This is a genomic window from Mesorhizobium sp. ES1-3 (genome assembly GCF_020164795.1).
Taxonomy (GTDB): Bacteria; Pseudomonadota; Alphaproteobacteria; order Rhizobiales; family Rhizobiaceae; genus Mesorhizobium.
Window position 1 is genome coordinate 80799 of record NZ_JAIUGW010000003.1, and the last position, 12226, is coordinate 93024.

Sequence of the window (12226 nt, forward strand, 5' to 3'; positions counted from 1 at the left end):
GCAATCTTGCCGACGGAACCGCTGACTGCAATCACGTCCTGGCTGGTGTCCGTGCTCTTTTCGCTTTGTCATTGGCGGAGCGCTGTTCAACTGCGGCCTCCACCTCCCGCTTCAGCCGATCCTTGATTTCAACGGTCTCGTTCATCAAGGCGTCGATCTTCAGGAAATCGAGCACCCGGTATTTGGACACCGCCGGGCGGACCAGTATGTCGGGCTGGCACTGCTTCAGCTTGTTGGCGATGATCGACTGCATCATCAACTGCGTGGCGCCGAACATCAGGTCGACGGAGGTCGGCTGTTTGCGGTCGGCCTCTTCCGGGGCGCCGACCACGTCGACGCCGATGATGATGTCGGCATCCTTCTCGATCAGGTCGAACGGCACGGGATTGTAAATGCCGCCGTCGATCAGCAGCCTGCCGTCGCGCATCACCGGGCGGAACACGGCGGGAATGGCGGCCGAGGCGGCAAGGGCGGAGTGCAGGTCGCCGTCGTCGAACACGGCGAGCTTGTGGCCGAAATAGTCCGTCGCCGTCACTTTCAGCGGGATTTTCAATTCAGCGAAGGTCTCGGGAATGGCCTCGGGCAAAAACGCCTTCAGGATGCGCTCGACATTGAACTGGCTGACCCGGATGCCGCCTTGCATGGCTTCCGCGATCGTGCCTGGCCGCGCCCGCCACATGCGGCTCGCAACCTCGGCGCGCCGGCCAAGGATCGAGCGGGCATAATCGTGGATGTCCTTGCCGGTCATGCCGGAGGCCATGCCGGCGCCCATGATCGCGCCGATCGACGAGCCGGCTATCGCCACCGGCTTGATGCCGAGCTCGTCAAGCACCTCGATGACATGGATATGCGCCAGGCCGCGCGCGCCGCCGCCGCCGAAAGCTATGCCGAAAGTCAGGCTCATCCCTTGCCGGCCCCGGCCAGCGGCGGTCCGACCACCATGATGGTCGGCTCGGCCGTCAGCAGCTTCTTCGCCACCGCCTTGACCTGATCGAGTGTCACCGCGTTGATGTAACCGGTGCGGCGCTGCATGTAGTCGATGCCGAGATCGTCGAGCTGCAGCTCGACCAGCGTCGCGGCGATGGAACTCGACGAATCCAGATTGTTGATCGCATAGGCGCCGATCAGATATTTCTTGGTCGCCGCCAGTTCGGCCTCGGTCGGGCCGTCCTGCGCCAACCGCTTGACGACGTCACGCACGATGCCGAGCGTCTCGGCGGCGCGGTCGGAACGCGTTCCGGTGGTGACGATCAGCGCGTCGGCGTGGTCCTGGTTTACCAGCGAGGAATTGACGCTGTAGGCCAGCCCGCGCTTTTCGCGCACCTCCTGGAACAAGCGCGAGGTGAAGGTGCCGCCGCCAAGGATTTCGTTCATCAACGCGGCCGGGAAGAAATCCGGCGACTTGCGCTTCACGCCCGGCCAGGCGAGCTGCAGCGAGGTCTGCGGCAGGTCGTAATTGACCTCGACATGCTGCGCCAGCTTGGGCTCGATATCGGCGACAGGGGCGAGCGCCTGATTCTGCGGCAGGTCGCCGAACACCATGTCGAGCTTCTTCTTCAGCGTCTCGGCGTCGATGGCGCCGACCACGGCGACATGCAGGCCGCCGCGCGCGAACACCGCCTTGTGCAGGGCCTCAAGATCGGCCTGCGTGACCGCGGCGATGCTCTGTCTGGTGCCCTGATCGGAGCGCGAATAGGGGTGATCGCCATAGACGGCGCGCGCCCATCGGTTCTGCGCCACCGTGTCCGGGTCGTTCTCGTTGGCGACGATGCCGGACAGGACCTGGGCGCGGATGCGGTCGATCGGCGCCTGGTCGAAGCGCGGCTCGTTGACCGCCAGCCGCAACAGGTCGAAGGCTTGGTCGCGCTGTTCGGCCAGCATGCGCATGGAGCCGTAGATGCCGTCGCGGGTCTCGTCGAAGCTCATTTCGGCGCCGGCGTCGTCGAGCTTGATCTGGAAGGCTTCCGAATCGAGCGGGCCAGCGCCCTCGTCGAACAGGCCGGTCATCAGATTGGCCAGCCCTTCCTTGCCCGGCGGATCCTGTGTCGAACCACCACCGAAGACGAAACGGACGGCGACGACCGGCACGGAATAGTCCTCGACCAGCCAGGCCGTGACCCCCTTCGGCGAGGTGACGGACTGGATCTCCATGGCGCGGGCGGCAAGCGCCGGCAGGATCAGGAAGAGGACGGAGAGGAATAGGGTTGCGATGGCGTGCAGGGCCTTCCCTTCTCCCACAAGGGGGGGAGCTTGGCGGGGAGAAGTCAACGCGCCGCTGAACTGGTTCATCGTCATCAATTCCCCGCCTGTTGCTGCGGCAAAAGATAGCCGGTGGTCGAGCGGGCCAGCACCAGATAGCGCGCGGCAACGGCCTTGACCTCCTCTGCCGTGACCTTGCGGATGCGGTCCGGCCATTGCAGCACGTCCTGCACATTGCCGCCGGTAGCAAGCGTCGAGCCATAAATGTTGGCCATGGAATCCTGCTTGTCGCGGGCAAAGATCATCGACCTGACATAGCGGTCCTTGGCTTTTTCGAGCTCATCTGATGTGACGCCGTCGCTGGCGATGCGCGCCACCTCGGCATCGACCGCGGCTTCGACGTCGGCCAGCTTGGCATCGCCGCGCGGCGCGCCGTAGACGGTGAAATTGGTGTCGTCGAGCATGGTGCCCTGGAAGTACGCGCCGGCGCTGGAAGCGATGCCCTGCTTTACGACAAGCGCCTGGTAAAGCCGGCTGCGGTTGCCGCCGCCGAGAATCTCGGCGAGCAGGTCGAGCGCTTCGGCCTCGCCGGGCTTGGCGGTGTGATAGGAGGGCACGACCCATTGCGTCGAGAAACTCGGCACGCTGACGCGGGCATCGGAGAGCGTCACTGTGCGCCTGGTGTTCTGCTCCGGCTCGACCGGGCGTACGCGCGGTGGCAGATCAGGCCCGCGGGCCACCTTGCCATAGGTCTTCTCGGCCAGCGCCTTCACCGTTTCCGGTTCGACGTCGCCCGCCACGATCAGCACGACGTTGTTGGGCCGGTAGTATTTGTTGTAGAAGGCGACGGCGTCAGTGCGGTTCAGCTGCTCCATCTCCTGCATCCAGCCGATGACCGGAATGCGATAGGGTTGGTTCTGCCACAGCGTGGCATCGACCTCTTCGTCGAGCACGGCCTGCGGGTTGTTGTCGATGCGCGAGCGGCGCTCCTCCAGGATCACATCGCGCTCGGTCTTGATGACGTCGTCGGTGAGGATGAGGTTGCGCATGCGGTCAGCCTCGAAGCTCATCATAAGCTCGAGATCCGACGGCGCCACCGTCTCGTGGAAAGCGGTGTAGTCGTAGGAGGTGAAGGCGTTGTTGGAGCCGCCAATGTCGGAGACGGCGCGATCGAACTCGCCGGCTTCGTGATGGGCCGTGGCCTTGAACATAAGATGCTCGAAGAAATGGGCGATGCCGGATTTGCCCGGCGGTTCGTCGGCGCTGCCGATCTTGTACCAGACCATGTGGGTGACGATCGGCGCGCGATGGTCGGGAATGACGACCACTTCCATGCCGTTGTCGAGCAGGAAATCCGTCACCTTGAACTCGGCCGGCACCGTGTCCGGCAATACGGAGTTGTCCGCCAGGACAGGGTCGGTCATGAACAAGGCTAGCGACGTCGCCAGCAGCGTTGGCCTCAGCCACTCAGTCCTGGATGTCATCGACGGCTCCGGTTTCATGCAGCGACGATAGGCAAGGCGCTGGCGACAAGCAAAGTGAATTGTTGGTCATGTTGCCGGCAAAGGCGGCGGCAAAGAGGCCACTGCTGAAAGAGGCCTGTCAGGCAGCCTCGATGAAGCGGATGACGGTCTCGCCGTAGCTGCGCTCATCAAGCACGGAAAAGCCCGGCCCTGGCTCGAAGGGAACCGCCGCCGTCTCCTCGACCACGCAGAGCGCGCCGGGGCGCAGCCAGCCGCCAGCCTTGGCGGACCGCAGCGCGCGCTCGCCAAGGCCCTTGCCGTAGGGCGGATCGGCAAAGACGAGGCCGAACGGCGCCAGCGTACCAACCTCGCCCAGACCCGTTGCATCGCGGCGGAAGATCTTGGTGCGTCCGGTCAGGCCGAAGGCCTCGACATTGTCGCGGATCAGACCCCGGCCTTCGGCCGATTCCTCGATGAAGACGCCATAGGATGCGCCGCGCGACAGAGCTTCCAGACCAAGCGCGCCGGTGCCGGCGAACAGGTCGAGCACGCGCGCGCCGTCCAGTTGCCCGGCAAAACGATGTGCCAGAACGTTGAAGACGGCCTCGCGGGTGCGGTCGGTCGTCGGGCGGATGGCGCTGCTGCGGGGCGTCGCCAACGGACGCCCGCGAAACTCACCGCCGACGATTCTCATCTTGTCCGGGGGCCCTTGGGGCCGCCGCGCGGCCGCTCACCGCCACCGGCGCCTCCTGGACGCTCGCCACGAGGCTTGCCGAATGGCTCTGCGCCACCTGGTTTGCCGACGGGCTTGCCATAAGACGGCTTGAACGAGGCCTTGCGCGCCTTGGCCTCGGCCGCCTTGGCCGCATCGGCCTCCGCCCTGCCCTTGCCGATCGGCCGGGCTCCCGGCGCCATCCAGACATTGGCCTTGCGCTGGCCGGGCGGCTCGATCGGCCGCTGCTCGCGTTCGGATTTCTTGCCGCCGCCACGAGGCTTGTCACCGAATCCGCCGCGCGGCTTGTCGCCAAAACTACCACGCGGCTTATCGCCAAAGCCGCCACGCTCCGGTCGCTGGCCGCGTTCGCCGAAGCTCTTTTCTGGTCTCTCGCCTCTGTCGGGGCTTGTCGACAGTTTGCCGAGCGCCTCGTCACGGCTGCCTTCCCGGCGCTTGCGGTTCTTGATCAGTCCGCCCTCGCCGATCGGCCGGCGCTCGCCGTCTCGCGTAAACTTCGGCCGTTCGGGCTCGGCCTCACGGATCTCGGTACGCCGCACCGGCTGGTTGGAAAACGGTTTTGTTATCTCGGCGTCGAAATTGGCGCCGGATTCCTCGACCAGGCGCTCGCCAAGCTGGTCGCGCAGCACCCGGCCCTTGATCTCCAGCACATGACCTTCGGCGAGATCCTCGAGCTGGAACGGGCCGTAGGAGATGCGGATCAGCCGCGTGACGTCGAGGCCGAGCGCACCGAGGATGTTCTTGACCTCACGGTTCTTGCCCTCGCGCAGGCCGATCGTCAGCCAGGCGTTGGAGCCCTGTTCGCGATCGAGGCTGGCCTCGATGGCGCCGTAGAAGACGCCGTCGACGGCAATGCCCTCGCGCAGGCCGGCGAGCGCGCTTTCCTCGACCTTGCCGTGGACACGCACGCGGTAGCGGCGCAGCCAACCGGTGGCCGGCAGTTCGAGCACGCGCGACAGGCCACCATCATTGGTCAGCAGCAGCAGGCCTTCGGTGTTGATATCGAGCCGGCCGATGGTCATCAGCCGCGGCAGTTCGGCCGGCAGCACGTCGAAGACGGTCTTGCGGCCTTCGGGGTCGCGGTTGGTGGTGACGACGCCCGCCGGCTTGTGGAACAGGAACAGGCGCGTGCGTTCGATCGGCGGGATTTCCATGCCGTCGAGATGGATGATGTCATTGGGCATGACGTTGAACGCCGGCGAGGCCAGCACCCGGCCATTGACCTTGACGCGGCCGGCGGCGATCAACTCCTCGGCGTCACGGCGCGAGGCGAGCCCGGCACGTGCCAGGCGCTTGGCGATGCGCTCGCCGGCTTCTTCCGTTGCTTCGGTTGGTCGCGGACGCGGCTTGAAACCGCCGCCCGATGCACCTTGGGGCCGATCACTGAAATCGCGCTTGGGCCTGTCGCCTGCAAAGTCGCGCTTCGGACGGTCGGCGAAGTCCCGCTTCGGACGATCCCCGAAATCACGCTTGGGACGGTCGAAGCGCTTTTCGCCGCCCTCCGCCGAAGCAGAAACCGGACGGTCGCCGCGCGGCGCGTAGGGTTTGCGCGGCCCTTCGCGCTTCTCATAAGGCTTGCGTTCGCCTTCGGCCGCCATGGGACGGTCGCCACGCGGGGCATAGGGCTTGCGTGGGCCTTCGCGCTTTTCATACGGCTTGCGTTCGCCTTCGGCCGCCATCGGACGATCGCCGCGCGGGGCGTAGGGCTTGCGCGGGCCCTCGCGCTTTTCATACGGCTTGCCTTCGGGGCGCGGTCCCTTGCGGAACGGCTTGTCGCCGCTCTTGAAGTCGCGCTTCGGGCGCTCGCCTTCAGCGCCTGCCGGGCGGTCGCCGCGTGGGGCGTAAGGCTTTTTGGCACCGAAGGACGGCTTCCCGCCCTTGCTGGCGTCGCGGCCACGTGCGCCTGTCGATTTCGGGCCACTCCTGCCCGGACCGCCTTTGCGCGGAGATTTCTTGTCGTTGTCGTCCATGTGGCCTTTGTCCGTTTGCGCTGCTACAGCGTGGCGCATCCGTTCGGCGCGCAACGAACGCTGTAGCATTTTTGATTTGGCGCATGATCATTCCCGAAAATCGAGTCCGATTTTCAGGTTGATGCGCTCCATAACAGGATCACCGCCGGGTGGCGAGGATATAATGGGAAGACAAACCGCTTGAAGAGGCCGGATTTCATGGCCCTGGCACTGCAGGAGGCCGAGGCGGCAGCCTTGCGTGGCGAAGTGCCGGTCGGCGCGGTGATCGCCAAGGACGGCACGGTCATTGCCAGTGCCGGCAACCGCACGCGCGAGCTTGCCGACCCGACGGCCCATGCCGAGATGCTGGTGATCCGTGAAGCCTGCGGCAAAATCTCCAGCGAGCGGCTCACCGGCCACGATCTCTATGTGACACTGGAGCCCTGCGCCATGTGTGCCGGGGCAATCTCATTCGCCAGGCTGCGCCGTCTCTATTTCGGTGCCGCCGACGAAAAGGGCGGCGCCGTGGTCAACGGCGTGCGCTTCTTCGCTTCTCCGACCTGCCATCATACGCCCGACATCTATCCGGGGATGGCCGAGACCGAAGCGGGCCTGCTGCTGAAGGATTTTTTCAGGGGACGTCGAGACTGAGCCAAGGCCGCCGCAAGATCAGCGGCGCGACCGTTCTTACAGCGACGGCAACCAGTCGAACCAGCCGCCCTTCTTGCCCTCGGCCTTTGCCTTGAGGCGGCGTTCCTTCTTGTACTCGTCTTCGCCGAGTTCGTTCTGCGGCGCGGCATCGGAGGCGACACGGTAGGCCAATGGCGGCTCGCTGAGGTATTTACGCGTGTTGGGGTCGCCCTGCTTGCTTTCGGCAAGGCGGCGCTGGATCTCGGCAGCGCGGCCCTTGTCGGAATCGGCGGGCTTCCACGCCGGCGGATGGCTCGAGCCGGAGTCTTCCATCGCCTTCTTCACCGAAGCCGGATCCGTCTGCACGTCGTCGACGATCTCCGACTGGTAGGCCGGATCATTCTGGTGGGCGGTGGCGTCGGCGCGCAGGCGCGCGCGGCGCTGCTCGGGCGATTCGGGCCACCCTGCGTTTGCGGTCTGGATGCTTTCCTGCGGCGCAGGCAGCGCTTCTTTCTGGCCCGGGGCCGGCTTCACCAGGGTAGGACGCGGCTTGTAGTCGATCGGGTCCTTGTGCTTCGGCGCGAAGGAAACGGCGCCTGTAAGATCGCCGGCCAGCTGTTCGGCGGCGGTCTTGTCGGTGCCATAGGTCGGAGAGCCCATGCAGCCGGATAAAGCGAGGCCCGATGCGACAAGCGGCGCCAACAGCGCAAGGCGCGCCTTATAACTCTCGGTCATGCCAAAAAGTCCCACTCTAGACAGCCTCTCGATCGCACCGGCCTTGTGTCCGGTCCCCATCATGCAAGCACTTGCGACGGAAATCCGGCGACAATTTGTCTTCCGGAGTTTCGCGTGTTTACCTCAACCACTCGTTAAGGGCAACGCACGGGCGGATTTGCACCGCCCGGCGTGGCATTTGTGCACTTCTTTAACGTGGGCATGTCGTTGTCCCAAACCGCTGCGCACTTTGGGCGACAGGCCCTACAGCCGTCCCAGCGTCTTCAATTCGTGCAGCACCGCGGCATCACGTGCCGAAACATCCGGGAACTCCGGATCCTGCCCGACATCGGCCGTGTAGCGCCAGGAACGCGCGCATTTGACCAAGCCGCGATCCTCCGCTTTCTCGACCACCACGGCGACGCCCTTTACATCGTCGAGGACAAAGGCGGTTTGCGGCGCCTCGCCATGGGCAATGACGAGATCGCTGGTGATCGCCATTTCAGCCATGTCGACGTCCGATATCGCCGCCTCGAGCGCCGCGTCGTTGATCGTGACCACCGGTACGGCCTCCAGCGAGGAGCCGATCACCTTCTGGGCACGCGCGATCTCGAGCGCACCGGTGACGACACGGCGCACCTGCCTGACCTTGCGCCATTTCTCCGCCAGCGCGTCGTTCTTCCAATTCGCCGGGATTTGCGGGAACTGGTCGAGATGCAACGAGACCGCATCGGGATGACGATCGAGCCAGGCCTCTTCCATGGTGAAGGGCAGCATCGGCGCTAGCCATTTCACCAGGCAGTCGAAGAGATGGCGCACCACCTGGACCGAAGCCTTGCGCTTCACGCTCGACGGGCCCTCGCAGTAGAGCGCGTCCTTGCGGATATCGAAATAGAAGGCCGACAGCTCGACCACCATGAAATCCAGCAGTGCGCGCGTGATGCGCTTGAACTCGAAGGCGTCGTAGCCCTGGCGCACCACCTCGTCGAGTTCTGCCAAACGATGCAGCATCAGCCGCTCCAGCTCCGGCATCGTCTCCACGGGAACCTCCTCACCATCGTCATGGGCGAGCGTGCCCAGCATCCAGCGGATGGTGTTCCTGAGCTTGCGATAGGCGTCGATGTTGGTCTGCAGCACGTTCTTGCCGAGCCGCTGGTCTTCCCAATAGTCCGTCGTCACCACCCAGAGCCGCAGGATATCGGCGCCGGACTGCTTGATCACATCCTGCGGCACGACCGTGTTGCCGAGCGATTTCGACATCTTGCGGCCATCCTCGTCCATGGTGAAGCCGTGGGTGACGACGGTGTCGTAAGGCGCCCTGCCCCTGGTGCCGCAGCTTTCGAGCAGCGAGGAGTGGAACCAGCCGCGATGCTGGTCGGAGCCTTCGAGATAGACGTCGGCCGGCCACTTCAGGTCGGGCCGGTCTTCCAGGGTGAAGACATGTGTCGAGCCCGAATCGAACCAGACGTCGAGAATGTCCATCACCTGCCGCCACTTGGAGGCATCGTGATTGCCGAGGAAGCGCTCCTTGGCGCCGGGCGCGAACCAGGCGTCGGCGCCCTCCGCCTCGAAGGCGTCCATGATGCGCTGGTTGACCGCCTCGTCCTTCAACACGTTGCCATCCTCGTCGGCGAAGACGGCGATCGGCACGCCCCAGGCACGCTGGCGCGACAGCACCCAGTCGGGGCGCTCCTCGATCATGGCGCGGATGCGGTTCTGACCGGCGGCCGGGACAAAGCGCGTCTCGTCGATCGCCTTCAGCGCACGGCCGCGCAGCGTGGTGCCGTCGCCGAGGTCCTTGTCCATGTAGACGAACCATTGCGGCGTGTTGCGAAAGATGACCGGCTTCTTCGAACGCCATGAATGCGGATAGCTGTGCTTCAGCCGGCCGCGCGCGAACAGTGCGTTGCGCTTGATCAGTTCGTCGATGACCGCCTGGTTGGCGTTGCCCTTCTTGCCGTTGTCGTCGATGACGCGCGCCGGTCCGGCTTCGCGATCCGGGCCGACGCCGGGCGCGTCCTTGGTGAAGAAGCCGGCATCGTCAACGGTGAATGGGATTTCAGTGTCGATGCCGCGTTGGCGCAGCGCGGGCGCGGCATCCATCCAGGCATCGAAGTCCTCCCGGCCATGACCGGGAGCCGTGTGCACGAAGCCCGTGCCGGCATCGTCGGTGACATGGTCGCCGGCAATCATCGGAACCGGGAATTCGTAGCCGCCGCCGAGGCCCTTGAAGGGATGCGAAAGCACAAGATTTCCAAGCTGTTCGGCGCTGATGCCGTGAAGGCGCTTCAAGGTGACCTTGGCCTTGGCCTGGCTTTCCTCGGCCAGCGCATCGGCAAAGATCAGCTTCTCGCCTGGCTGCGGGCCAAATACATTCTCGGCCGCCGTCACCTCGTAGAGACCATAGGCGACGCGCGGCGAATAGCTGACGGCGCGGTTGCCAGGGATGGTCCATGGCGTCGTCGTCCAGATGACGACATGAGCATCCAGCAGGTCGAGCGACCGCCCGCTCAGGTCCGGATCGAGCTCCGCCGGCTGTCCGTCCACGACGCTGGCGACGACGAGGTTGGCCACCGGAAACTTCGCCCAGATCGTGTCGGACTCGTAGTCCTGATACTCGATCTCGGCCTCGGCGAGCGCCGTGCGCTCGACGACGCTCCACATTACCGGCTTCGAACCGCGGTAGAGCTGGCCGGACATGGCGAATTTCAGCAATTCGCCGGCGATGCGCGACTCGGCGTGGAAGGCCATGGTCGTGTAAGGGCTCTTGAAGTCGCCGATGACGCCAAGCCGCTGGAACTCGCCACCCTGCACCGAGATCCAGTGCGCGGCGAATTCACGGCATTCCTTGCGGAATTCGTTGACCGGCACCTCGTCCTTGTTCTTGCCCTTGGCGCGATACTGTTCCTCGATCTTCCATTCGATCGGCAGGCCGTGACAGTCCCAGCCGGGCACATAATTCGAGTCAAAGCCGCGCATCTGGAACGAGCGGGTGATGACATCCTTGAGGATCTTGTTCAGCGCGTGGCCGATGTGGATGTTGCCGTTGGCGTAGGGCGGACCGTCGTGCAGCACGTATTTCGTGCGGCCCGCCGCGCTCTCACGCAGCTTGCGGTAGAGGTCCATGTCCTGCCACCGCTTGACCAGCGCCGGCTCCTTCTCGGGCAAGCCGGCGCGCATCGGAAACTCCGTCTGCGGCAGGTAAAGGGTCTTCGAATAGTCGATCGTCGATTGGTCGTCGGTCATTGGTCTGCCATGTGCATGCCGGGCCACGTGGCTTGCGGCGTGGAATTCTACTTATACGCATGCCGTTTTCCCAAACCGGGTTACTTCTGGGCGACATGCCTTGATGATCTGGAAAAGCGCGAGAGGCCGCGCGCAACAGTCCCGGCAGTTCCGACAGCCTTCAGGCTGTTGGGAACACCGGGCTGGTAATTCGTATCGTCGGCGCGTGAAGGCGCGAAAAGCTCGTCATTGCTGGGCTTTTAGCGGAGATGAGCGCAGGAATAAAGCGTCTCGTTCGATTCGCTTACATCTTGAAGTCGAAGCGGTAGGTGGTCGACACGCCGACCATGAACTGGTTGCGGTCGCCGCGCTCCTTGACCAGGCTGGAATCGGCCGCCGGACCCTCGAGGCGCGAATATTCGCCAAACAGGCTGGCGGTCATCGGATCGGTCACCTTCCAGGTCACGGCGCCACCGAGGCCGACGGATTTCAGGCCCCCGCCGGGATTGTACTGGCTCAGCTCCGAGGCCACGGCTTCCTGCGCGTTGACGCCATAATAGGCATCGAAATAGTTCGCCGAGGCAAAAGACACGCGCGGGCCACCCGAAATCCGGACGGTTGGCGTCACGTCGTAGAAAGCATCGGCGGCGATGTCGGCGACAAAGCCGTTATGGGCACGGATGCCATGCCGCAATTCGGCACGCGCGCGCATCCAGTCCGTCGGATAGAATTCGAAGAAGCCGCCGACCTCGCCGCCCCAGCGGACAGGATCCAAGCCCTTGAGTTCGTCGGCATCGCCATCGTCGCGCGAGAACAGGAACTTGCCGGTCAGGCCGGCACGGACGCCGCCATCGTCGACAAGCGCCAGCGAAATATTGTCGTTGCGCGAGGTGAAGCGAGCAGCAGGGCCGGCCTTGCCCAGCGAAATGATGGGCTGGGCGCTCAGCATGTATTTCTTGCCGCCCTCGAAATTCGGCGCCACCAGTCCGGTCGCGCCGACCGTCAGATACCAGTCGCCGGACAGCCAGCCGAAAGCGCCATCGCCTGCCTCGGCCGCGCTCGACGTCGCCAGCACGACGGTAGCCAAGGCTATAGAAATCTTCCCGACCGGACTCATGGCCACTCCACTAACACGATACAATTGTCCTGCGGCGACAGCTTTGACGAGGCTTTGGTAAAATTTGATTTAAGGGCGAGATGTCCGGCTCGCATTGCCACCCCACGAGCCCTGCGCCATCCGCCCCGCCGTCGGCTGGACGCGGGTCGGCACCAAGGGTAACCTCCTTGCATTCTGGCGGTCTTCAATGGAGGTG

The 12226-nt window shown here is 64.6% G+C and carries 9 protein-coding genes; 1 reads left to right on the forward strand and 8 read right to left on the reverse strand.

The window, feature by feature from the left end; genetic code table 11:
* Positions 1-31: 31 nt before the first annotated feature.
* The 5 genes from LB536_RS05610 to LB536_RS05630 form a co-directional block, all read right to left on the reverse strand.
* The gene (locus LB536_RS05610) at positions 32-904 is read right to left on the reverse strand and encodes a patatin-like phospholipase family protein (RefSeq protein WP_224590419.1); all 873 of its coding nucleotides are present in this window, start codon (positions 902-904) and stop codon (positions 32-34) included.
* Positions 901-2295, reverse strand: coding sequence for a M16 family metallopeptidase (locus LB536_RS05615; RefSeq protein ID WP_224590420.1), 1395 nt, complete (start codon positions 2293-2295; stop codon positions 901-903). Before LB536_RS05615 ends, LB536_RS05610 begins: the two co-directional genes overlap by 4 nt.
* Complete coding sequence (locus tag LB536_RS05620) at positions 2295-3683, reverse strand: M16 family metallopeptidase (RefSeq protein WP_224590421.1); 1389 nt, start codon at positions 3681-3683, stop codon at positions 2295-2297. Before LB536_RS05620 ends, LB536_RS05615 begins: the two co-directional genes overlap by 1 nt.
* 118 nt (positions 3684-3801) lie before the next feature.
* On the reverse strand, positions 3802-4356 hold the full coding sequence (gene rsmD / locus LB536_RS05625; protein ID WP_224590422.1) for a 16S rRNA (guanine(966)-N(2))-methyltransferase RsmD: 555 nt from the start codon (positions 4354-4356) through the stop codon (positions 3802-3804).
* On the reverse strand, positions 4353-6365 hold the full coding sequence (locus LB536_RS05630; RefSeq protein WP_224590423.1) for a pseudouridine synthase: 2013 nt from the start codon (positions 6363-6365) through the stop codon (positions 4353-4355). Before LB536_RS05630 ends, rsmD begins: the two co-directional genes overlap by 4 nt.
* A 180-nt stretch (positions 6366-6545) precedes the next feature.
* Here LB536_RS05630 and LB536_RS05635 point away from each other — a divergent pair, with 180 nt between their 5' ends.
* The gene (locus LB536_RS05635; protein ID WP_140755645.1) at positions 6546-6995 is read left to right on the forward strand and encodes a nucleoside deaminase; all 450 of its coding nucleotides are present in this window, start codon (positions 6546-6548) and stop codon (positions 6993-6995) included.
* A gap of 36 nt (positions 6996-7031) precedes the next feature.
* Here the strand turns inward: LB536_RS05635 and LB536_RS05640 are convergent, their stop codons facing one another.
* From LB536_RS05640 to LB536_RS05650, 3 genes are all read right to left on the reverse strand, one after another.
* On the reverse strand, positions 7032-7709 hold the full coding sequence (locus LB536_RS05640) for a hypothetical protein (protein WP_140755647.1): 678 nt from the start codon (positions 7707-7709) through the stop codon (positions 7032-7034).
* A gap of 243 nt (positions 7710-7952) precedes the next feature.
* Complete coding sequence (gene ileS / locus LB536_RS05645; RefSeq protein ID WP_224590424.1) at positions 7953-10934, reverse strand: isoleucine--tRNA ligase; 2982 nt, start codon at positions 10932-10934, stop codon at positions 7953-7955.
* 283 nt (positions 10935-11217) lie between these two features.
* Positions 11218-12030, reverse strand: coding sequence for a MipA/OmpV family protein (locus LB536_RS05650; RefSeq protein WP_224590425.1), 813 nt, complete (start codon positions 12028-12030; stop codon positions 11218-11220).
* Positions 12031-12226: the final 196 nt, after the last annotated feature.